This is a genomic window from Posidoniimonas corsicana (assembly GCF_007859765.1).
GTDB classification, from domain to species: Bacteria; Planctomycetota; Planctomycetia; order Pirellulales; family Lacipirellulaceae; genus Posidoniimonas; species Posidoniimonas corsicana.
The window spans coordinates 2,651,146-2,673,601 of the sequence record NZ_SIHJ01000001.1 but is presented as its reverse complement, the minus strand read 5'-3'; the positions used below and the strand labels follow the sequence as shown (position 1 = coordinate 2,673,601).

Here is a 22,456-nt window from a genome sequence, read left to right as displayed (position 1 = left end):
GACTCGCTGCGTCTTGTTGGGCGAGCGTGCCTTCGAACTACAGGCCAATGTCACCGGCGAGCGGGCCCATTGCGGTGGTCGAGAATTTTCTCAGTTTCGGTTTCAACGCGGACCGCCGCAGCGGTGGCTACGGTGCACTGACCGAACCGACGGACGTTGCACGGCCGCAGGTGAGGAATAAAACTATTGGCTCGACCTGCGCGTTCCCTCTATGCTGGACGCGGCCTTCGCAGACTCGCCGGGGCCACCACGCCCGCCGACGACCTCCCCGTCCCTGCCGATGCCGCCGCTCTCCCGCGACGAATTCACCGAGCTCTACCTGGCCGCCCATCCGAAGCTGTGGACGGTGGCAGTGGCGGTGATTGGCGATCGCGACCTGGCCGAAGACGCCCTGCAGGACGCGGCGATCACGGGCCTCAAGAAGCTCGACTCCTACGAGCGGGGCACCAGTTTTGCCGCGTGGATGTCGCAGATCGTGCGGTTCACCTCGCTGAATTACCTCCGCAAGCGAGAAAAGCGGGATAGAACGTCCGACCCGGAACATATAGTAGAGGCGACGGCCGCCGATCCCCACGATCCGTCCACGCCCGCGGAGCCTGCATCGACCCACGCCGCAGGAGCGTTCGACCCCGACAAGCTAGGAATCGACGACCGACTGGCGGCAGCGCTTGTCACCCTGCCTGCGGACCGTCGAATCTGCCTGCTGCTGCGGATTGTGCAGGCGCTGTCGTATGACGAGATCGCTGAGATGCTCGACATACCCGCCTCTACCGCTATGAGCCACGTCCACCGCGCCAAGGCGGCCCTGAAGAATCAACTGTCGGCCGCCGCCCCGACCGAAGAGGGGGCTGCATGATCGACCCCCGCCAACAACACGACGACCTTGCGACCCGCTTGAGCGACGGGCTGCTGACACCCGAGGAGCAAGCCCAGATCGTCCAGCGTGCCGAACGAGACGCCGACCTGGCCCGCGCCCTCGAACAGGACGCGGAGGTCGACGCTGCGCTGCAGCGGGCGTTCGCCCCACCGCCGCCGGTTTTCCCGGTACTAGACGACGAGCCGCAGTCCAAGGCTACCCCGGCGGCCGACCCGGTCTCGCCGGCGACCGTCGAGCAGGAGCCCATCCAGGCTAAGCCACGTTCGCGGGGGCGGTTGGTCTGGTACGCCACTGCTGCGACCCTGGCGTGGGCCCTGTTCGGGTGGCAGTGGCTCTCCCGCCCCGGCGGGCCCGAGGTGGCGTTTGTCGAGCGTCCCTTGTCCGAGGTGTACGAAACCAGCATCCGAGAAGGTTTCCAGCCGTACTGGATCTGTGACGACGAGGCGGTCTTCGCCGAGACCTTCCGCCGCCGCCAGGGCGTGCCGCTGAAGCTCGGAGAGCTCCCCGAGGATCGCGTCATGGCCGGCCTGTCGTACCTCGGTGGGCTGAGCGACAGCTCGACCAGCATGCTCGCGCACGTCGACGGGAAGCCGGTGATCGTGGTGGTCGACCGGCTCAAGAACGACTGGCGCCCGCCCGTGGGGCACGATGAACAAACCGGCCTGAACGTGTTCCGCGTCGAACGCGCCGGCCTGGTGCTTTATGAGGTAACTCCGCTCGATGAGCCGATGCTGCTCCCCTACTTCCGGCCGCTCACTCCAGCCGGTGGGAGGGACAATGCCAACTAACCAACCGCGGCAGGCCGGATTCACGCTGGTCGAGTTGCTGGTCGTGATCGCCATTGTCGGCGTCCTGGCCGCGCTGCTTCTGCCAGCCGTGCAGGCGGCCCGCGAGGCGTCCCGACGGTCGTCCTGCAGCAACAACCTCCGGCAGCTTGGCCTGGCGATCGCCAACTACGAGTCCCGCAATCGCCGTTTCCCGGCCGGCCGCTGCGGCTGCGCAAAGAACCCGCTGGCGCCCTGGCCGGGCAACGTCTGCCAGCGGGTCAACGAGTCCGATCGGCTCAATGGGGCGAGCGGCCTGGTGTTCCTCCTGCCCGATCTCGAGGAGCAGTCCCACTTCGACGCGCTCGCGCCGGCCAACGGCGGCCTGTGGAACGACAACCTCAACGACCTCACCTGGTACAACACCGCGGGCGAAGGAAAGCTCGAAGCGCTCCGCCAGACGCCCGACCTAATGCGGTGCCCAACCTCCCAATCCGAGGCGTTGTGCGAGGTCTACCCGCCGACGCTCGTCGCAACCGGCGACTACGCGTTCTCGCAGGGGACCCTCGGGCCCGACGCCGAGCTGGCCCAGGCCATCTACAACAACGACGGCGTCTTCATGTACGCCCGCACCAGGCGGATAGCGGAGGTGACCGACGGGCTGTCCCACACGTTCTTTCTGGGCGAGGTGACCCACGCCGAGACCTGGGTCTCGACCAACGTGTGGACCTATGGACGGCACGGGGCAGACACGCTGCGCAGCACCCGCAACCCGCTCAACGAAACGCCGGGCGCGGGCGTGGTCCGCGAGCGGCGCAACGCCGCCTTCGGCAGCTGGCACAGCAGCGGCGCCAACTTCGCCTTCGGCGACGGGCACGTCGCCTTCGTGACCGACGGGCTCGACGCGGTCGTCTACAACGCCGCCGCGGCAATCGCCGACGGCACGCCGCTGGGGGACTTCTAACAGGGCAATCGCCTGTTGGCCCGGCATCCGGTGCTACGACTGTCCAAAGGTCCGAAGCCGGTTCCGCCCGTCCCCCGGCGGACTGCGCGGTTCGGCTAGACAGGCTCAGCGTCGGGCCAGAGGGTGACGGCGCGAAAACCAGCGAGCTGCTCGGCGTTCCCGACGGTTTGGTCGACGAGTTCGACTACCAGTACTGGTCGCACCAGGACGGTCAGCCGGTCAGCTCCGGCGCCGCCGCTCCGTTTCGGTTTCGCCGCTTGTCGCACCACCGCCATCGCTCGCGGTGCCCCCCCGATCTCTTACACGGTCGGCGTCGTAGCCTGGTGGCCGCCCGCGGCGCCTGCGGACTTCTGCTTCTGCTAGAATGGGGATTTACCGACTTTCCCACCCCGCGGCGGAGGCTCTCGCTCGATGAGGCGGTGGCTGAAGAGGCTGGTCATCCTTGTGCTTGTCCTGGGAGCGGGGTACGCCGCGTACCTGCCGGTCTCGGCAAAGATGCGCGAACAGTCCAAGCCCAAGTGGCGCACGGCCAAGGTGACCCAGGGGCGCATTGTGTACGATGTGCGGGCAACAGGGACCATCGAGCCGGTGCTCAAGGTGTCGATTGGGTCGTTCGTCTCAGGACCGATCACCGACCTCTACGCCGACTTCAATCAGGAGGTGCAACAGGGCGACCTGCTCGCCCGGATCGACCCGCGGCTGTTCGATGCGGCGGTGGCCCGCGACCAGGCTTCGCTGGACACGCGTCGGGCAGACGTGCAACGGGCCACAGCGCTCTACAAGCAGTCGGTGCGCAACGAGCAGCGGGCGGTCGCGCTGCGGGACGAGAACGAAGACTTCATCTCGCCGCGAGAGATGGACTCCTACCACTTTGAGCGGATGTCGCTTGAGGCCCAGCTGCGGGTCGCCAAGGCCGCGGTGAAACAGGCGGAGTCCGCGTTGGAGACCTCGCAGGCCAACCTGGCCTACACGGAGATCCGATCCCCCGTCGACGGAATGGTGATCAACCGATTGATCAACCAGGGGCAGACGCTCGCCGCCCAGTTCCAAACGCCCGAGCTGTTCCAAGTCGTGCCGGACATGGAGAAGAAGATGCACGTGATCGCCACGATCGACGAGGCCGACGTCGGCAGCATCCTGCAGGCCAAGGAGAACGGTCTGCCGGTGGAATTCAAGGTTTCGGCCTACCCGGACGACGCGTTCGAAGGCGAGATCGAACAGATCCGCAAGAACGCGACGACAACCGAGAACGTCGTGACCTATCCGGTGGTTGTCGCGGCGGCCAACCCCGAGCTGAAGCTGCTGCCGGGCATGACCGCCCAACTGTCGTTCCAGGTGGATGAACGCGAAGACGCGATACGGATCCCCAACGCCGCGTTACGCTTTTACCCACCGAACAAGTCGCTCGTGCGAGAGCAGGACCGCAAGCTGCTGGACGGCGCCGATGACGAAGAGGACAAGGACCTGGACGACGCCCACCTGACGGAGGCAGAGCGAGCCGAGCTGCTCGACAAGCGGAGCCGACGCCACGTCTGGGTGCAGGACGGCGAGTTCCTACGGGCGGCGCCGGTCAAGATTGGGCTCTCCAACTGGAAGTACACAGAACTCGTGGAAGGCGATCTGAAGATCGGCGACGAACTTGTTATAGGTCAACAGACGGGCGAGCAGCCGTAGCCAAGCAACTGTCTCCGCCGCTTGACGGGAGCGACTGATCACGTTCGGCGATCAATGAGAGTCTATGAACCTGCTGGTCACCATCCGGATCGCGCTGCGGGCGCTCGCCAAGAACAAGATGCGGGCGGCGCTGACCGTGCTAGGCATCGTTATCGGCATCGCGGCGGTGACGACCATGGTGTCGATCGGCCAGAGCGCCGGCCAGCTGTTTCAGGGGTTGGTGCAGTCGCTGGGGACCAACGTGATGTGGGTTACTCAGGGCAGCCGCAGCGTCGACGGCGTACGAACGCAGGGCGTGCCGACGCTGACCGCTGAAGACGCGCAGGCGATCAGCGAAGAGTGCCCTGCGGTGCTGGCCACATCGCCGCTGGTGTGGACCGGCGGGCAGGTGATCGTGGGGAACGTGAACTGGAATCCCAATGAGATGCTCGGCGTGGGCAGCCAGTACCTCACGGTGCGCAATTGGGAGTTGAGCCGCGGCGACTTCTTCTCAGAACAGGAGATACGCTCCGCCGCCAAGTCGTGCGTGATCGGGCACACGCTGGTCGCCAAGCTCTTTCAGACGGCCAACCCGATCGGCGAGGAAATCCGCGTCAAGAACATTCCGTTCCGCGTCGTAGGCGTGCTGGCTGCGAAGGGGTCGAACATGGTGGGGCAGGACCAAGACAACGTCCTGCTCATGCCGCACACCACGGTCCGCCGCCGGCTGCAGGGCTCGTCGTTCAACACGGTGGGGGCTGTGATGGTGTCAGCGCGGCGGCCCGACCTGATGGACCAGGCAGCGTTCGAGATCGGTCAGCTGCTGTACGAACGCCACCGTATCCCCCCGGGCGACCCCGCCGACTTTGAGATCCACTCCTCGCAGGAAGCCTCCGACTTCCTCAATACTCTGACCGGCTCGATGACGCTTCTGCTGGCGGCGATCGCGGCGATCTCGCTGCTCGTGGGCGGGATCGGCATCATGAACATCATGCTCGTGTCGGTCACCGAGCGGACCCGTGAGATTGGCATCCGCATGGCAGTTGGCGCCAGGGGACGCGACATACTACGGCAGTTCCTGGTCGAGTCAGTCATTCTGTCACTGCTCGGCGGGATTGTCGGCGTGGCGCTAGGCATCGGGGCGTCGGTCGGCGTAACAAAATTGATCAACGCCATCCTGAGCGGCGAAGACTGGCCGGTCGTGATCTCGCTCACGGCGGCGGGGGTCGCCCTGCTGTTCGCCGCCGCGGTAGGAGTCTTCTTCGGGTACTACCCGGCGCGGCGCGCGAGCCGACTCGACCCGATCGAAGCACTGCGTTACGAGTAGCCCGACACCCTCACGGTTCGGGCAGCACCCCGGCGGGCTGGAGCATCCGCGGTGCGGGCGACCGCGGCAGTTCTTCTGGCCAATCGTCCGGGAACGGCTCGGTCGGCGCGGGCGGGTCGAGCGGCGGCAGCACGTCGCGTTCCCGGCGCCTCAAGTCGCGTAGCGGCTCCAGCGGGTCGGCGAGGTCGAAGTACTCCTCCGAGGGCCTGTCGCCTTCTGGGTAGACGTTCTGGTTGTCGCTCGGCGGGTTCGCCCGCGGGTAGCACCTTCCGCTGCCCAGGCAGCCAAGCGGGCCGATCGACCGATACCGCTCTTCGTAGAAGAACACGGCGTGGGTTTCGAGGATGGTGCCCGTCTGCACCTGCAGATTCGCCAGCTCGATGTTGTACAGCGCCAGCAGGTCCGCTTCGGCGCTGACGGCGTCGCCCCACGACACGATCGCCTGCAGCACAACGATGTACTGCGTCAGCCCGCCCTGGTAGCGTGCGATCTGGAACTCGAGGTTCTTGCGCGCGGCGGCGCGGGTCTCGAGGGTGGCCCGGTACTGCTCGTAGAACTGGTCGAGGTTCTGGAGAGACTCCGCCAGGAAGAAGCTCGCCGACTGCAGCCCCTGGTCAAGGTTCGCGCGGTCACGCGCGATAATCAGCTCTTGCTGGCGCAGCTGCGCCCGCGCGGCCCTCAGGCCGATGGGGACCGAGAAGTTGATGCCGAGCGTCCAGCCCGTGTTCTCCCCCAGCGATGAGTAGACCCGATCCCCCACCGGCATCACGCCTTCCAGCCCGTTCCACCGGTAGTTCGCCACCGCGTTCAGCTGAGGCAGCGCGCCGTTGCGGGCCTGCAGCAGGCGTTGCTGATCGGCTTCCAGGATGAGCTTCAGCTCAATCAGGTCGGGCCGGTACTGCTCGGCCATGCCGAGCAGGTCCTCCCACCCGAACTGAACCTGCTCCGTCGAGGGCGGCGTGCTGGGCGTCACGCGACGCTGGAGCGTCACGGGCAACCGGAGGATGCTGCGGAGCGCTGTCTCGCGTCGCACGACCTCGGCCTTCGCCGCAATCAGCGCCGACCGGAAGCTCGCCAGCGATACCTTCGACTGCGCCACCTCGCCGGCGCTGAGCAGATCGGCGGCTTCCTGGGCCTCGGCGAGCTGGAGCGCGAACTCCAGCTGCGTCACCTGCTGCTGACGCGCCCACAGCACCGTGCGTGCGCTGACCAGCGACCAGTAGGCCTGGATCACATCAAACACCATGCCCTGCACGCTGCTCTTGTACTGGAAGTAGGAGCGCTCCACGTTGATCCGGGCGAGAACGATCGGCGCCTGGTTCACCGCGATCCCGCCGCCCTGCAGCAGCGGCTGCGTGTAGCTCAGGTCCAGCGCCGTGCTGTTAGACGGGTTGAGCGGCGCCGGCCCGGGGACGCGGGTCGTGTTGTCGGCCACGCCGAAGGTCCACACCCCGCCGGTGAGATTCGACTTGGAGAGCGCGAAGTCTAGGTCGTACGCGTCCGACTGCGAGCCCGCGATGAGCGTGCGTTGGGGATCACCGGGGTCGATCAGCGCGAAAGGGTTCTCCGTGCGGTTCCAGAAGTTGTCGACCGCGACCGTCGGGTCGAAGCGCCCCTGCGCGACGTCGATCTCCGCGTTGGAGATCGCGGCGTCGTAGATCGAGCGGCCGCTGGACACGGCGGCCACGCCGGCCAAAACGCGGACGATCTCCGAGTTGCTCAGCGAGGTGCGGATCGCTTCGTCGAGCGAGAGGTTCCAGACGGGCGCGTCCCACCGCGGGGCGGAGACCGTTGGCGGCGGGGGCGTGTCCGGCAGCGCCGCCCGCGGCAGCTGAGTGGGGTGGCGGACCCGCACCGTCCGCTGCTCCGGCTTGATCCAGGGCAGCAGCCCATCGCCCGAGCAGCGCGTCCCACCCGCTAGCAAGCAGCCCGCGGCGACGAGCAGGCCGAGAATGGGGCGGAGCGGGACCATGCCGTTGGTTTCGGCCCCGGGGCGCCGGCTGTATCAATTCTGACCGTGGTAGCGGCGCAGCTTAACTTTCCGACTCGTCAAAATGGCGCGATTGCAGGGAATGCATGGCCTCGGCGAAGTCTGACGTGTCGGTTGTGACCTCACCGTCGCGGAGCACAATCTTTCGGCGGGCGTTGCGCGCCACCTCGGGGTCGTGAGTCACGAGGATAACCGTGAGGTTTTTCTCGGCGTTGAGCGACGAGAACAGCTCGATCACCTCGCGGCTGGTCCGCGAGTCGAGGTTGCCGGTCGGCTCGTCCGCCAGCAAGATCGACGGGTGGTTCACCAGCGCCCTCGCGATCGCGACCCGCTGCTGCTGACCGCCGGAAAGCTGACTTGTGGTGTGGCCGGTGCGCTCGCCGAGTCCCACGCGAACGAGCTCCTCCTGCGCCCGCCGGTGTCGCTCGGCCGCCGGGATCGAGCGCGAGTAGAGCAGCGGCACCTCGACGTTCTCCAGCGCTGAGGTGCGGTTGAGCAGATTGAAGTTCTGGAACACGAAGCCGATCTGCTGGTTGCGGATGCGGGCCCGCTGGTCGCGGGACATGCGAACGATCTCCTGGCCGTCGAGCAGGTAGCTCCCACCTGTGGGCCGGTCGAGGCAGCCCAACGTGTTCATCAGCGTCGACTTCCCAGACCCCGACGGGCCGATCAACGCGACAAACTCGCCCTGCTCAATGTCGAGCGACGTCGGACGCAGGGCGTCGACCTTCACCTCGCCCAGGTCGTAGGTTCGTGAGATATCGCGTAGGCAGATAAGGGGCAAGTCGTCGGGCATGGCTGCGTCACGGTGGCTGCGGAGGCCCCTATGATAGCACGGCGGAGGCTGACTCGACTTGCGCGGGCGAGTGTACGGGACGCCTCCTCCGTCGGGGCGCGAACTCAGCGGCCCAGGAACACGGCGATTGGTTCGAGCGGCTCGTGGCTCTCGCAGATGAGTTTCGCGACCAGCAGGCAGGGGACCGCCAGGAAGATGCCGCCCACGCCCCAGCACCAACCGCCCAGGAAGATTGCCACCAGGATGACCACCGGGTTGAGGCTGACCGACTTGTGGAGCATCACGGGCGTTACCAGGTTGGCCTCGACGCCGTTGGCGATCAGGTAGACCGCCGGCGCGAGCAGCGCGTGGCCGAGCGTGCTGAACTCCGACGCGGCCACGACGAACACCACGCACGATCCGATGATCAGCCCGGCGAATGGGATGTAGTTGAGCAGCGCCGCCAGGCCGCCCCACAACAGCGGGTGCGGCATGCCCACCAGCCACAGCCCCAACGCGATGACCACCCCCAGCCCGAAATTGATCAGGGTAATCGTGCCGAGGTAGGTGGAGATCTTGTGCTCGATCTCCTTGACCAGCAGGACGGTGTCCCACTTCTCGCGCCAAGACTTCTTGACCTGCACGAGCTTCTCTAGGAACCGGTCGCCCGACGCCAGCAGGAAGAACAGCAGCGACAGGGTGATGCCTAGCGAGGTCACGAACCCGCCGGTGGTGTTGAGCAGCTGGCTGGTGAGCGCCGGCTGCTCGACGCGGACCGACACGGGCGGTTTGACCGCGCCGTCCTTCTCCGACATGGCGGTCAGTTCGGCGAGCTCCTGCCCGGCTTCCTGGATCACACCGAGCGGACCCTCGACGCCGCTTAGCTGCTCGCGCACATTGCGCAGGCTCTCGGGCGCCTGTTCCAGCCAGTGGTTGGCGGGCTCCCAGAGCAGGCGGGCGCCGACCAGCAGCACCACGGTGAAGGCGGAGAACACGATCACCGCCGAGGCGAAGGAGGGCAGGCCGGCGTTGGTGAGCCGCTTCCTGACTGGTTTCAGCACCAGGCTCATCAGCACGGCCATCGCCATCGGCAGCAGGATGGCGCGGGCGAAGTACAGCATGTGCACCACCGCCAGCATCAGGAGCAGCACCAGGCAGATCCTGATCCCGCGCAGGTTTTGAACCAGCCGGACCTGGGCCTCCCCCAGCTCGGGCGGCGGCGGCTGCTGCGGGGCCGTGTCTCGCCGTCTGATCGGTACGGGCGCCGAAGTTTCCCGACCGCCAGCGACCTCGGGGTCTTCGTGCATGTCGAGACCTCATCGACCAGGAACCACGGTTGCGGGGCGGCCCTACAGGTCCGCGAAATCCGTCCCAAGCCCCATCCGCGTGATTATAATCGCAAGCTAGTAGCCCCGCCGCCGGGCCGTGTCGGGCGGGGCGACGGAACCCACCGCGGCGGCCGCGATTCTACCGAACCACGCGGCCCGTTTGCCATAGCCGGAGCCTACCGATGCCGGAGCAGGACCAACTACGAATTGGCTGGGACGACCTCAAGAGCAAGGTCCGCGACGCGTGGTCACAGCTCGGCGAAGAAGACCTCAGCGCCTTTCAGGGCGACCTGCAGCAGCTGGTCGGCTGGATCCAGCAGCGGACCGGTCAGTCGGGCGAGGAGATCGCCAACTGCCTGGCCGGCCTGGACGAGCGGTTCCGTCCCGTGCTGAAGCAGTTCGCGAGCGCGGCACGGGAGTGCTACGACCACGCTTCGACCGCCTCGGCCGAAACGGTCGACCGGCTGCGCGAAGGGGTAGAAGTCCGGCGGGCCCGGGCGGAGTTGGCGGTCCGCAAGCACCCGATGGAGTCGGTGGCGGTGGCATTTGGCGCCGGCGTGGTCGCCGGCGCCTTGGTGGCGCTCGTCCTGCGATCGAAGTAACCGGGGATCAGGTCTGTGAGCAGCCCCAACCATTCCAGCCACGCCGACGCCGTTCCGCCCAACGGCGCCCCGCGGCCCGACGCCGACCAGATCCGGCAGCGGATGCTCCACCTGCGGGACGACCTGCAGCGTGAAGTGGCCGGCGTGTCGCGCGGCGTGCAGGACGCTGCGCACTGGCAGTTCTACGTCAAGAAGTTCCCCTTCGTATGCGTCGGCGCGGCGGTGCTGGCGGGGTTTGCGCTGGTTCCATCACGCCGCCCGGCGGCCGTGGTGGCGACCGACGACCAGATCAAGAGCCTCGCCGAGCAGGGTAAGCTGCACGTCATCTCCGACGCCCCGCCACAGAAAGAGGTCGGGCTGTCCCAGAAGGCGGCGCTCGCCCTCGGAACAATGCTCGCACGCGAAGGCGTGGCGTACCTGGGCAAGGTGATCTCCGCACAGACGCGCATCAACGACTAACCACCCCGTGTCCCCAACCGCTGGCATGACCCCGCCCCCAACCCAGAATCCGACCGCCACGGACGCCGCCCCCAAGCCGGCGCAGCAGCGCCTCAGCCAGCTGCAGGGCGCTGTTGGGCAATGGATTGGCCGCCAACCGCTGGTGGCGATCGGCGCCGGGGTTGTGATTGGCGCCGCTATCGGTTGGCTGGTGAAGCAGAAGAAGTGAATCACCAAGACAGCAACGACGACACCGGCGGCTCGAAGCCGCGGCTGGCGCAGACGCTGCTCGAGATGGGCGAGCTGCAGCTGATGCTGCTGCGCGCCGACGCGGCGGCGGCGACCAAGGCGAGCTACGCCGCGATCGTGATGGTCGCGGTCGCCGTGTGCCTGCTGATCGCCGCCGCGCCCGTGCTGCTGCTGGCAGCCGCGGCCTGGATCGAAGAAGGCTTCGGCCTGTCCCGGCCAGTCAGCCTGGCCGCCGCCGGCGGCGCGGCCGCGGTCGCCGCCACGTTGCTGCTGCTCGCCGCCCGCCGCGCCGCGGGGCGAGGTTTGTCCATGCTGTCACGCACCCTGGACGAGCTGGCCCAGAACCTTGAGAGTGTGAAGCGTGGGCTGGCCGACGCACGTGACGACGCGCCGCCCCCGAACTCCCCCCGTTAACCCCGTCCATCTGCCACAGGGTCCGCCATGCCCGGCAACCACACCGCCAACGACGCCACCCCCAAGCAGCCGGCCGCGTGCCCAGCCTCGACCTGTGACCTGCAGCCGGTCCCCGACCTGGTCGACTACCTCCGCGAGTACGCGCGGCAGAAGCCCGAGGTCGCCGCGGCGTGGTGCCTGGGCGTTGGCTTCGTGCTGGGCTGGAAGCTGAAGCCCTGGTAGCGGAACGTCGGCGCCCGCGGGCTACAGCTGCTCTGCCTCAAACGTGTTCCCGCCGAGCATGTCGCCGCTCTGCAGGCCCTTGTAGAACCAGCGGACGCGCTGCTCGGAGGTGCCGTGCGTGAACGACTCGGGGACGACATACCCCTGCGCCTGCCGCTGCAGGCGGTCGTCCCCGATCGCGGTGGCCGCGTCGATCGCCTCGCGGATGTCGCCCGGCTCGAGCACCTGCCATTTTTCCTGGGCGTGGTGCGCCCACACGCCGGCCAGGTAGTCCGCCTGCAGTTCGAGCCGCACCGACAGGCGGTTGTACTCGACCTCCGACAACCGCCGCCGCTGCGCCTGCACCTGCTCGGAGATGCCCAGCAAGTTCTGGACGTGGTGGCCGATCTCGTGCGCCACCACGTACGCCTGGGCGAAGTCGCCCGGGGCGTTGAACTTACGCTTCATCTCTTCGAAGAATGAGAGGTCGAGGTAGACGTTCCGGTCGAGCGGGCAGTAGAACGGGCCGGTGGCCGCGCTGGCGAACCCGCACGCCGACTGCACCTGGCCGGTGAACAGCACCAGCGTCGGCTTGGTGTACTCGGCGCCCTGCTCCCGGAACAGCGCGGTCCACACGTCCTCGGTGTCGGCCAGCACCACGCGGACGAAGCGGGCGGCCTCCTCTTCCTCAGGGCTGAGCTGCACATCGGCCGCCTGCTGCTGGGGCTGCCCGACGTCCAACTGCTCCATCACCTTGGCCGCCTGCTGAGGGTTGCCGCCAAGCAGCGTGATGGCGAGGACAATCAGCAGGCCGATCAGGCCGCCGCCGATGCCTACCGCCTTGGGGGACATCCTCCGCCGGTCCTCGACGTTGGTGCTCTCGCGACGTCCTTCGGTTCTCATGTATCAGCGCCTTCGTAGCGTTAGAGTTGGACTCGGATGGTCTGTTCCCGCCGCGCGTCCGGGTCGACAACGCGGAGCGAGACGACGCCGCGGGCCTTCCCGACCGCCGCGGCGAGGTCGTTGGGGTGGAGCAGGGGCGCGCCGTCGGCGCTGAGCAGGATCATGCCCGCCCGCACCCCCGCGCGGTCGGCCGGGCTGCCCGGCTCAACGCTTGCCACTTTGACGGCCGCCTCGGCGTCGTAGAAGGTCAACTGGCCGGCAATGCCGATCTTGCCGGGCTTGGTCGCCGGCGAGGTTGGCGTTGTCGTCGTGCTGGGCTCCGGCGTCCGCGGCTCGTCACGCGCCGACAAGCCCGCGCTCTCTACCTCAACCGGCACCTCACGCCCGGTGCGGATGTCGCGGACCATCAGCGTGAGCCGCTGAGGGCGACCGGGAAGCGCGTCGGCGAAGTCATCCACGCCACCGACCCGCGACTTCCCCACCGCGACAATCACATCAACGGGCTCAAACCCGGCCTGCGAAGCCGGCCCACCCTTGGTGACCGATGTCACCTCGACCGCGCGGCGAAGACCCGCTCTAGAATCCTTTACTTCTAGGCCCAGCGCTGTCCGCACGCGGTCGGCGGGAGATGCCGATCGAGGGGCTTTGGCGTCGTCTCCGGGGCCCGTTGTGTTGGCGGCGACGGCAGAACGCGACAACTCGACGGTCGCGGTGCGGCCGGTATTGACGTCGATTACGTTCAGCTCAACCTTGCCCGGGCCGGCGTCGAGATTCCGCACGTCGGCGGCCGAGGTGAGCGGCCGGCCGTTGATGCCGACGATGACGTCGCCCGGCTGGAAGCCGGCCTGCTGGCCGACGCCGCCCGGGCTGACCCGCACGACCTCCAGGCCCAGCCGCCCCCCGACGAGCTTCGCGCGGCAGTTCATCCCAAGCGCGTCCACGCTGGCGGGCGCCCTGCCGAGGCTGGGTCCCGACCGGGGGCCGCTCCCTCGGTCATCGCGGGTGGCCGATTCGAGCCCACCGCCCGCGGTGGTCCACGCGCCCGGCCCGGCCGAGCTTATCTTCGCCCGGGCCGCGCTGCCGGCGGCCGGCAGGTCGGCCAAGCCGAGGCGGTCAATCTGCACGTAGATGATGTCGCCGGGCGCGGGCGGCCGCGCGCCGCCCGCCGCGGCCGGGCCTTCCAACGCCACGCTGCGGACCTTGATCTCCGCCAGCCGGATGCCGTCGCCGCTCTCGAAGTACCGAGTGACCGATCCCTCCACCGCCAGCTCTTGGGCGTGGACGGTCGACAGCCGTGGTCCGGCGATCAGCAGCAGGCCCAACCAGACGTACAGCGGCGGCGCGAAACGGTGGCGTAGCGGCATGGCGGGCGGCCTCTCTCCGGACGGGGTGACGCGTCCATTATTGGGGCCGCGGGACTCGCCACGCAAGCACGCGACGCCCCTACCGACTCTGCACTGCCGACGCCTCTGCGCCCTCGATCAGGCTGATCGCTTCGCCGCCACCGGCGATCCCGGAGAACGTCAGCTCCGCGTTCTGCGGACCCTGCACCCGCACGGGCGTGGCGGTTCCGGCGCGCCAGCGGAAGTCGTCGACTGCCAGCCGCCGCGTGTTGTAGACGTGCAGCGCCGGGCCTTCGTCGCACAGCACTTCAACGCCCCGCAGTTCGACGCCGACAGCGTCCATGCAGACCATGCCGCGTTTGGCGGTGATCGAAACATTCTCCAGCAGGACGTCCTGCACCGGCATCTCTGGCAGCCCGGCGAGCAGCACCGCGCGCTCGGCGCCCCGGCAGGTGACGTCGCGGATCGAGATCTGGCGGAACCGCGGCGTGGTGTCGGTGACAGCAGGCGGCGCCGAGCCCGCGTTGCGCGTCACGAGCCCCTGCTTGTCGAGCGGAATGCCCGCCTCGTAGTGCATGTCGAACAGGATCGCCTGCTCGGCGATGTCGATCATGTTCACGTTCTGGATGTCGACATTCGTGACCAGGCCGCCCCGGTCACGCGCGCTCTTGAATCGCAGCCCCACGTCGGTGCCGATGAACGTGCAGTCGCGCACCCGGAGGTTGTTCATTCCGCCCAGCTCCTCGCTCCCGATCACGAAACCGCCGTGGCCGTGAAACACGGTGCAGTCCTTCACCAGCACGTTCTCCAGCGGCTTGCCGGGGTTCGACTTCATACACAAAGCGTCGTCGCCGACGTCAACCCGCGCGCCGATGATCTGGACGTTCTTGCACGAGTGCAGGTCGATGCCGTCGCCGTTCTGGGCGTACCAGAAGTTCAGCACCGTGACGCCGCGGATCGTGACATCCTCACAGTCCGAAACGTCCAGGCTGAACGACGGCGAGTTGCGGAACGTCGCGTTCTCGATCAGCACCCGCCGGCAGTCGTCCAGCCGCACCAACCGCGGGCGTTTGACTTTGGTGTGCTCCTCGGACGGCCACCAGATCTCTTCGTCGTCGGTCAGCACGCCGCCTTTGCTCAGCAGCTTCTTCCACTGCTTGTCGGTCATCTTGAATTCTTTGACCGGGCGCCAGTAGTCGCCCGCCCCTTCGAAGACGCCGGACCCCGTAATGGCGACGTTCTCGAGGTCGGCGCCCGAAATCAGGTGCGCCACCTTACCGTTGGGCGTCCGGTAGTGGTCGAGGTCGCCCGAGAACAGCACCACGGCGCCCTGCTCCACGTGCAGGTCGATGTTGCTCTCCAGCTCGATCGGACCCGTCTTCCAGACCCCGCGCGGCACAACCACCCGGCCGCCGCCCTGCGATGCGACCGACTTGATGGCCTTGGCGAACGCCTGGGTGTTGAGCGTTCGGCCGTCGGGCTTCGCGCCGAAGTCGGCGATGCTCACCCGGCCGCTGGGGATACTGACGGCCCGCACCTCCGGAAGCGTGAAGTCGGCCGCGCCCGCAGCCCAACCAAGGGTGGCGGGCAGGGTGGTCACGAGCAACGCAGCAAGCAGAGGGGCCTTCATGCCGGAGGGTCCTTTGGTGGATGAGGCGGTGGAGGAGAACCGGCCAGGACGACGCGCGCCCGCCCGGGCGTCGGGGACTAATTATGCACAAGTCCGGTGGAGAAGTCCGCGCGGCTGCAATCAGCGGCGGCGACTTTGCGAAGGGCCTGATCGGCCGATCGGGATCGCGCAAACAGGACCGATTTCCACCCCCGGTTTGCGAACCATCCGCCGGCGTGCTGCGTTGATAACCAAGAAAGGTCGCGCTCACCGCCAGGGAGGCGGTGTGAGGCAGCGCGGCCGGTCTCGCACCCCCGCCGCGGCCCCTCCGCTACCGGCACGCGCCGGTGGATACACGGCCACGCGGCCCACTGCAGGAACAGTAGACATGACAAATACAGCTACCCTTCGACGCCGCGCCGCCGCGGCCGGATTAACACTCTTACTAGCAGTCGGCGTTTCGCTCGGCGCCGCCGGCCGCCACGCCACGCAGGACAAGTCGACGACGCCCATCAACAGCGCGGACGTCGCGTCCGCCAAGAGCCTTTCCAACGCGTTCCGCGCCGCGTCCGACAAGGTGCTGCCAGCGGTCGTTGCGATCGAGAACCGACCCAAGCTCGCACAGTCGGGCATGCGTCAGGTCCCCGACATGTCCGACCGCTTCGGCGGCCGCAACCCGTTCCAAGGCACGCCGTTCGAAGACTTCTTCAAGGGCATGCCCGAAGGGCAGGTGAACCCTCAGTTCCGGCACCTGCCCAACGCGGGTCCGATGGGGATCGGCTCGGGCGTGATCATCGACCCGTCCGGCGTGATCCTGACCAACAACCACGTGGTTGAGGGCGGCGGCGAGGTCACCGTGCGGCTCAACGACGGACGCGAGTTCAAGGCCGCGTCGGTCGCCACCGACCCCAAGACCGACCTGGCTATCGTCCGCATCGAGGGCGCTAAGAACTTGGTCGCGGCCGAGCTGGCCGACAGCGACCAGGTGGAAGTTGGCGACTGGGTGCTCGCGCTCGGTCAGCCGTTCGGCCTGGAGAGCACGGTGACCGCCGGCATCGTCAGCGCCACCCACCGCGGCATCGGCATCACCGACCGCGAGAGCTTCATCCAGACCGACGCCGCCATCAACCCCGGCAACAGCGGCGGGCCGCTGGTCGACCTGGACGGCCGCATCGTCGGCATCAACACGGCAATCTCGTCCCGCTCGGGCGGCAACAACGGCATCGGCTTCGCCGTGCCCGCCAACCTGGCGAGCTGGGTGGTCAAGCAGCTCGAGACCGACGGCGTCGTGCACCGGGCGTACCTGGGCGTCGGCATCCAGCCGGTCACTCAGGAGATCGCCGGCCAGTTCGGCGTCCGCCCCCGCGAGGGCGTGGTCGTGACGCAAGTCTACCCCGACACGCCGGCCGCCAAGATGGGCCTCCGCGAGGGTGACGTCATCACGCACCTCGACGGCGAAGAGGTCGGCTCCGCCGGCGAGCTGCAGCTGCTGGTCGAGCAGACCGAGCTCGGCAAGACGCACCCGATGAAGGTCGTCCGGGACGGCAAGTCGCTCAAGCTCGCCTTCTCGCCCGAGGCCCAGCCCGAGAGCTTCGGCGCCCGGGTCGGCCAGCGGTCGAGCCAGCTAGAGTCGCCGCAGGCCAAGCCGTCCGCCCTCGGCATGGGTCTGGACAACCTCACCCCTGAGGTCGGCAAGCAGCTGGGGCTGACCGCCACCGAGGGCGTGGTGGTGACCGAGGTCGACAACGGCTCGCGGGCCGCCGAAGCGGGCATCCAGCCCGGCATGGTCATCCGCCAGATCAACCGCCAGGAAGTGCAGAACGCCGACGACGCCCGGCAGCTGCTCTCCGACGCCGACCCCGACGAAAGTGTGCTGCTGCTCGTGCAGACCGGCGCCGGGTCCCGGTTCGTAGTGATCGAGCGGTAGCTTCGGGGATACCCGCGGCCAACGATGATGTTCCTGAGAGACCGCAGCGGCGGGGGGATTCCTCCGCCGCTGCTTTTTTGCGCCCTACCGCATCCCGGACGCCGCTCTCCCGCTACGGCGCACTTCTCAACATCAATCCTCCACATTGACGATAGGGTTTGGTCCAGTTAGAGTGGTCATTTGGTGCGGCGAACCGGCCGCGTCGCGCTGCTTAGGCAGTGGATCACTCCCCTTCGGCGCCTGCGAAACAGCGACATACATCAATGAATGCTTTCTGGACTAAATCCCTCTGCGGCCTGGCCATCGTGATGCTGGCGACGCCGAGCTCGTTCGCGATGCTCGCGGTCGACTTCAACAAGACCAACACCGCCGCCAACACCCAAGCGGGATTCGTCGGTGTCGGCGTTGGCGGGGCGACCGTCACGGGTTCTAGTGTTGGATCCAGCGTGAACGTCAGCCTTGCCACCAACCCCGGTGGGGCCATCGACGACCGCGACCGCGACGCCGACAACGGCACCACCTCGCCCTCGCCGACAAATCTCTCCAAGGACTTCGTGTTCGGCGTTCGTGGACAGGGCTCAAACTACCTGGACGTGATCCTCTCGGGCGTCGACGCGGGAACCTACACGTTTACCGGGTATTTCCACGATTCGTTCCCGGCCAACGACAGCGTCCGCGACGCGACGATGGACGTCGATTTCCGTGAAGGGATCAACTCGTTCACCGATGCGTTCACCACCGCCCGCACCGACGACAGTATGTCGCCGATCGGCGAAGGGTCGTTCACCTTTACCTCAACCGGCGGCGACCTCACCTTCCGGATCGCGTCCGACAAGAATGGTCACCTGATCAACGGATTCACCCTCGCCGCGGTGCCCGAGGCCGGCGCTTTCCTGGTCTGGAGCGTGCTGAGCGGCGTTGCGGTTGTCCGGCACCGTCGCAAGCGGTCGGCCTAGTCGCCTTTCGACGACGAGCGAACCAACAAGAACGCAGCCGGGACTCCCCGGCTGCTTTTTTTGCAGGTGCTGGTTTCACAGCCGTGTGGGGAGTTCTCGATGGCGTGGCACAGAATCTTGCCAAACACCCCATCCTTCCAATTGACTGCGGTTATTCCTGTAACTAAAGTGGACCCTACATCTAGATAAACTGCTAGAAATATGCCGGGAGAGCCGCACGCTCCCCGTCGACTAAGCTGTTGCACCATTTGGAATCCAACATGAAGAGTCTGTTCAAGGCAAGCGTCTTCGCCGCTGCATGCACGCTGATTGGGGCCTCGAGCTCGTTCGCGATGCTGGCGGTCGACTTTGGCACCTCGACCTCCCCGGTCGAATCAGGCTTCACGGGCGTTAGCTCGGTCGGCCCCTCTGGCATCGGAAGCATCGGCGGCAGCCCGGTGAGCCTCAGCATCACGACCGGCACCACGCCTGGTACGTTTGGCACTGGCGACAAAGGTGGCCCGGACGCGCTCAACCGTGACTGGATCAAGTCCACCACCAGCAGCAACAGCGCCGGTGACTTCATCGACCTCGTGCTGTCGGGCGTTCCCGCCGGCAGCTACACGTTCACCGGGTTCTTCCACCTGACGGACCCCAGCACCGGCCAGTACGCGAATGCCGAAACGCTGGTAGCACTCGACGGCGCCCCCAAGCTGAGCGTCGTCCGGTCCGAAGGCACTGAGACCCCGGCATCCGGGTCGTTTAACTTCAGCACCGACGGCTCCGGCGACCTGACGTTCAGCGTCACCCTCGCCGACGCGAACAAGCGGCCGGTCCTGATCAACGGCTTCACCCTCGCCGCCGTGCCCGAGGCCGGCGCGTTCCTGGTCTGGAGCATGCTGAGCGGCGTCGCCGTGGTTCGCTACCGTGGCAAGCGGCGTGCTTAGAGACCCCAGCTGACTACCAACAAACGCGGCCGGCCTTGGCGCCGGCCGCGTTTTTTCTTGCGCTCTGGCTTGCGGCACGTACGACTAGAATTTGCCCCGAACTACGCCGCAACCAGCTCCCGAACGAATCGTCCTAGCCGATCCAGGACATTTGTTTGACCGCGGGAAAGCGCGTATCTATAGTAGGGTTTGACTTGTAAAAACAGGCGAATTGCACAGCCTGGCCAACCACAGATTCGACATCCATTGTAAGTATTGGCTCTACGGGAAATCAGCATGAATTCATTATCCAGGGCGTGCGTGTGTGGCCTTGCGATCGTACTGACGGCCACCACAAGCTCGCTCGCGATGCTCAAGGTGGATTTCAACGACGCGTCCGGGCCTTCGCCTACCTACTCGGACTGGACCGGCGTCACCCTCCCGGGGGCAACCGGCATCAACGCCGGATCGGTCGGGTCGAACATCCAGGTCATCCTGAACACCGATCAGGGGATCGCAGGCGTCGGCGCCGATGACCGCGACCGCGGCGCCGCCAACAGCCCGGCCCCCACAGCGCTGTCTCGTGACTTTATCTTCGGCATGGGCGGCACGGACTACCTGGAGGTGCTGGTCTCGAATGTGAATCCGGGCACGTACACGTTCACCGGCTACTTCCACGACACCAACCCGCCAGCCGCGCTCGTCAACAACGTCGAGACCGACGTCTACCTGAACGGCACGGAGATGATCAGCGACCTCGCCCGGTCGGATGGCAACGAGCCGATGAGCTCCGAGTCGTTCACCTTTACGACCGCCGGCGGCCCCCTCAGCTTCCGCGTGGTGGGCAGCCTGATCAGCAACGGCAACCTGACGGCGCACGTCATCAACGGCTTCACGATCGCCGCCGTCCCCGAGGCCGGCGCCTTCCTGGTCTGGAGCGTGCTTGGCGGCGTGGCGGTGGTTCGCTACCGCGGCAAGCGTCTGGCCTAGCCGGCGAGCCCTCAGAGTCTACGATCACCGAACGCGGCAGGAGCACTCCTGCCGCGTTCGTCGTATGTACGGGCAGAAAGTTCTTCCCGGTCGCCCTCCGACCCGGTCCGGCGTCCGGTGCCCAAGCCGGGGGGGCCCGCGGGTCAACCGCGTCAAATCCGACGCAACCCCACCCGCTGCCCCAAGAGTCTGGCGTCGCGGCCGACCAAACACTTGGGCCGGATTGCGGGCTGTGTACGATAGAGTCTGACGCTCCCCCATCCGCTCGGCCGCCGGCCAGAGCCCCCGCGCCCCGCCCCCCAGTTCTTGATCCCCATGCCCCGACGTCGTCGCCAGTCTGGCGTTTTCGGTTGGTTCGCCGACCTGTGGGCGTGGCTGCTGGACTTGCGCGACCGCGCCGGTAGTCGTATCGGCAGGCGAGCCAGGGACCTCAGCTACGGCTTGATCGACGTGCTGGGCAGCTTCGAGGGCCTGGAAAACGGCGTGCGTCGTGGCGTGATGCGGGTGCTGCGGCCGATCGGCCGGATGGCGCAGGCGACCGGGTTGGGCGACCTGTTCGCCTTCCTGTTCGAACTGCCCGGCCGCGTGCTTGGACGCGTGCGGTCGGTCGGGCGCTCAGCGGCGCGTCGGGTAGGCTTGGGGGGCGTGCTGGAATCGTTCGGCCGCTTCTTCGGGCTGCTGCTCACGCCGTTTACCGCCCTGGCCGGTTTCGCCTACGCGTGGGCCGTCACGCGCAACCGAAAAGACATGCTGCTGGCGATCCCAGCCGTGCTGATGCTCGCGCCGTTTGTGTACGTTGGCTTCTCGGCGTCGCTCCGCGGACCCGGGCCGGTCGCCGCGCGGTACCAGAAGGCGATGCGCGAGGCCCGGCAGGAGGGCGACCACCAGGTTGCGGAGCTCTACCGCGAGAAACTGGTGCAGCTGGGCGTCGACAACAGCCGCGCAGAGTACATCGAGGCGATCAAGCTGGTCGAAGAGGGCGACGTCGCCTCCGGCTACGAGGTGATGCAACGCCTGGCGCCGCCCGACATCCCGGGCTACGCCGCCGCCCACTACTGGATGGCGCTCCGCCTGCTCACCGGCGAGGACCTGGGAGAGGTCGAGGAGACGCCCCCTACTGAAGAGGGCAGGCTCACTCTGGCCGAGCGGCACCTTGACCGGATTGTCGAGCTGGGCGGCAACGCGCCGCAGGTCAGCATGCTGAGGGCGATTGTCTACGCCCGCACCGATCGACCGCAGCAGGCGAGCGACGTGCTCGAGCCCTACGCCGACCAGATCTTCGCCGCCGCCGCCATGCGGCTGCGGATGCTGGTGCGGCTGGGCGACGACGAGGCGGCCACCACTCAGGCGCAGGCCGTGCCGCGGCTGTTCGCTTCACTCGGCCTGCCGGCGAGCAAGCTATCGGCGGACGAGCACCGCAGCCGCGTCCTGGCCGCCACGCTGCTGAAAGATGAGCCGCAGAAAGAGCTGACGCTCATCGACTGGCAGCAGACGTTCCCGGACGACCCGCAGCCGAACCAGCTGCTCGCGCAGCTGACCCGCGAGCGTGTGCAGTCCACGCTCGACCAGCAGTCGTTCGACCCCGAGGCGCTCGTCGAGCGGCTCTGCCGCGCGGAGCGGCTCGGCAGCCCCCGCGCTTGGGTGGCGCTGCAGCTGCGGGACCTGATCGAGAACCGTGAGACCTCCGCCTCGTGCCGCGAGGCGTGGGCCGGTCTGCTGGGGTCGCCGGACGCCAGCGAGCCCCTGATCGAGCTCGCCGGCACCACCGCCGCGCTCCGCGGAGAGATCCTCCAGGCCCGCAAGGCGTTCCAGCGTCTGGCGGCGGACGGCGACGCGCCCGCCATTGTGTGGAACAACCTGGCCTGGACGCTGCTGCAGGAGCCCCGCCCGATCCCCAGCGCTGCGCTAGAAGCCATCGCCAAGGCGATCGAGCAGGAGCCCGACAGCCCGGTCTACCGCGAGACCCGCGGCCAGGCCGAGGTCATGCTGAAGCGGTGGCGGCCCGCGGTCGCAGACCTCAAGTACGCGCTCGAGGAGTTCCCCGACAACCAGCTGATCCACCTCGGGCTGGCGCGCTCCTACGAAGCGCTTGGTCAACGCCAGCTGGCCGCCGATCACTGGGAGCGTAGCGGGGGCCGGCGTCCCCCGAACCTGCTGCGAGAGCAGTAACCCCCCGCTTCGCGACAGCGGCAGGCTGCCCGCCTCGACCATTGGCGAAGCTGCCTGATGCTCGCGCCGCGG

Annotated in this window: 21 protein-coding genes; 15 read left to right on the top strand and 6 right to left on the bottom strand. The window is 67.4% G+C overall.

The window, feature by feature from the left end:
- Positions 1–280 precede the first annotated feature (280 nt).
- The 5 genes from KOR34_RS10260 (at position 281) to KOR34_RS10240 (ending at position 5,585) form a co-directional block, all read left to right on the top strand.
- Positions 281–856, top strand: a complete 576-nt coding sequence (locus KOR34_RS10260; RefSeq protein ID WP_197531307.1) for an RNA polymerase sigma factor — start codon at positions 281–283, stop codon at positions 854–856.
- Positions 853–1,665 (top strand): hypothetical protein, encoded by an 813-nt coding sequence (locus tag KOR34_RS10255; RefSeq protein WP_146564493.1) that lies wholly within the window; start codon positions 853–855, stop codon positions 1,663–1,665. Before KOR34_RS10260 ends, KOR34_RS10255 begins: the two co-directional genes overlap by 4 nt.
- Positions 1,655–2,605: a DUF1559 domain-containing protein gene (locus tag KOR34_RS10250; RefSeq protein ID WP_197531306.1), complete on the top strand. Its 951-nt coding sequence runs from the start codon at positions 1,655–1,657 to the stop codon at positions 2,603–2,605. Before KOR34_RS10255 ends, KOR34_RS10250 begins: the two co-directional genes overlap by 11 nt.
- Positions 2,606–3,016: 411 nt before the next feature.
- Positions 3,017–4,279: an efflux RND transporter periplasmic adaptor subunit gene (locus tag KOR34_RS10245; RefSeq protein WP_146564491.1), complete on the top strand. Its 1,263-nt coding sequence runs from the start codon at positions 3,017–3,019 to the stop codon at positions 4,277–4,279.
- Between the two features lie 64 nt (positions 4,280–4,343).
- Entirely contained in the window at positions 4,344–5,585 is a 1,242-nt protein-coding gene (locus KOR34_RS10240; protein ID WP_146564490.1) for an ABC transporter permease, read from the top strand.
- Between the two features lie 10 nt (positions 5,586–5,595).
- Here KOR34_RS10240 and KOR34_RS10235 read toward each other — a convergent pair whose 3' ends face one another.
- The 3 genes from KOR34_RS10235 to KOR34_RS10225 form a co-directional block, all read right to left on the bottom strand.
- Complete coding sequence (locus tag KOR34_RS10235) at positions 5,596–7,557, bottom strand: TolC family protein (protein WP_146564489.1); 1,962 nt, start codon at positions 7,555–7,557, stop codon at positions 5,596–5,598.
- Positions 7,558–7,618: 61 nt separating this feature from the next.
- A complete protein-coding gene (locus tag KOR34_RS10230) occupies positions 7,619–8,371 on the bottom strand; it encodes an ABC transporter ATP-binding protein (protein ID WP_146564488.1) in 753 nt (250 codons plus the stop codon).
- 104 nt (positions 8,372–8,475) lie between these two features.
- Positions 8,476–9,657, bottom strand: coding sequence for an AI-2E family transporter (locus tag KOR34_RS10225; RefSeq protein ID WP_146564487.1), 1,182 nt, complete (start codon positions 9,655–9,657; stop codon positions 8,476–8,478).
- Between the two features lie 203 nt (positions 9,658–9,860).
- Here KOR34_RS10225 and KOR34_RS10220 point away from each other — a divergent pair, with 203 nt between their 5' ends.
- The 5 genes from KOR34_RS10220 to KOR34_RS10205 are packed head-to-tail and all read left to right on the top strand — an operon-like array spanning position 9,861 to position 11,603.
- On the top strand, positions 9,861–10,280 hold the full coding sequence (locus KOR34_RS10220; RefSeq protein WP_146564486.1) for a hypothetical protein: 420 nt from the start codon (positions 9,861–9,863) through the stop codon (positions 10,278–10,280).
- Between the two features lie 15 nt (positions 10,281–10,295).
- Positions 10,296–10,739: a hypothetical protein gene (locus KOR34_RS10215; RefSeq protein ID WP_146564485.1), complete on the top strand. Its 444-nt coding sequence runs from the start codon at positions 10,296–10,298 to the stop codon at positions 10,737–10,739.
- A 7-nt stretch (positions 10,740–10,746) separates the two neighbouring features.
- Positions 10,747–10,947, top strand: coding sequence for a hypothetical protein (locus KOR34_RS26630; protein WP_197531305.1), 201 nt, complete (start codon positions 10,747–10,749; stop codon positions 10,945–10,947).
- Entirely contained in the window at positions 10,944–11,381 is a 438-nt protein-coding gene (locus tag KOR34_RS10210; RefSeq protein ID WP_197531304.1) for a phage holin family protein, read from the top strand. Before KOR34_RS26630 ends, KOR34_RS10210 begins: the two co-directional genes overlap by 4 nt.
- A gap of 27 nt (positions 11,382–11,408) precedes the next feature.
- Complete coding sequence (locus tag KOR34_RS10205; RefSeq protein ID WP_146564483.1) at positions 11,409–11,603, top strand: hypothetical protein; 195 nt, start codon at positions 11,409–11,411, stop codon at positions 11,601–11,603.
- Positions 11,604–11,624: 21 nt separating this feature from the next.
- Here KOR34_RS10205 and ypfJ read toward each other — a convergent pair whose 3' ends face one another.
- The 3 genes from ypfJ to KOR34_RS10190 form a co-directional block, all read right to left on the bottom strand.
- Positions 11,625–12,485, bottom strand: a complete 861-nt coding sequence (gene ypfJ / locus KOR34_RS10200) for a KPN_02809 family neutral zinc metallopeptidase (protein WP_146564482.1) — start codon at positions 12,483–12,485, stop codon at positions 11,625–11,627.
- 20 nt (positions 12,486–12,505) lie between these two features.
- Positions 12,506–13,849: a PDZ domain-containing protein gene (locus KOR34_RS10195; RefSeq protein ID WP_146564481.1), complete on the bottom strand. Its 1,344-nt coding sequence runs from the start codon at positions 13,847–13,849 to the stop codon at positions 12,506–12,508.
- A 79-nt stretch (positions 13,850–13,928) separates the two neighbouring features.
- Positions 13,929–15,458: a glycoside hydrolase family 28 protein gene (locus KOR34_RS10190; protein WP_146564480.1), complete on the bottom strand. Its 1,530-nt coding sequence runs from the start codon at positions 15,456–15,458 to the stop codon at positions 13,929–13,931.
- A 367-nt stretch (positions 15,459–15,825) separates the two neighbouring features.
- On the opposite strand from KOR34_RS10190, the gene KOR34_RS10185 reads away from it, so the two are divergent.
- The 5 genes from KOR34_RS10185 (at position 15,826) to KOR34_RS10165 (ending at position 22,384) form a co-directional block, all read left to right on the top strand.
- Positions 15,826–17,364 carry a Do family serine endopeptidase gene (locus KOR34_RS10185; protein ID WP_197531303.1) on the top strand — a complete coding sequence of 513 codons (1,539 nt, stop codon included), beginning with the start codon at positions 15,826–15,828 and terminating at the stop codon, positions 17,362–17,364.
- A 263-nt stretch (positions 17,365–17,627) separates the two neighbouring features.
- Positions 17,628–18,320 carry a hypothetical protein gene (locus tag KOR34_RS10180; RefSeq protein WP_146564478.1) on the top strand — a complete coding sequence of 231 codons (693 nt, stop codon included), beginning with the start codon at positions 17,628–17,630 and terminating at the stop codon, positions 18,318–18,320.
- A 260-nt stretch (positions 18,321–18,580) separates the two neighbouring features.
- Positions 18,581–19,246, top strand: coding sequence for a hypothetical protein (locus KOR34_RS10175; protein WP_146564477.1), 666 nt, complete (start codon positions 18,581–18,583; stop codon positions 19,244–19,246).
- Between the two features lie 276 nt (positions 19,247–19,522).
- Complete coding sequence (locus KOR34_RS10170; protein ID WP_146564476.1) at positions 19,523–20,215, top strand: hypothetical protein; 693 nt, start codon at positions 19,523–19,525, stop codon at positions 20,213–20,215.
- Between the two features lie 315 nt (positions 20,216–20,530).
- Positions 20,531–22,384: a hypothetical protein gene (locus tag KOR34_RS10165; protein WP_146564475.1), complete on the top strand. Its 1,854-nt coding sequence runs from the start codon at positions 20,531–20,533 to the stop codon at positions 22,382–22,384.
- Positions 22,385–22,456 lie beyond the last annotated feature (72 nt).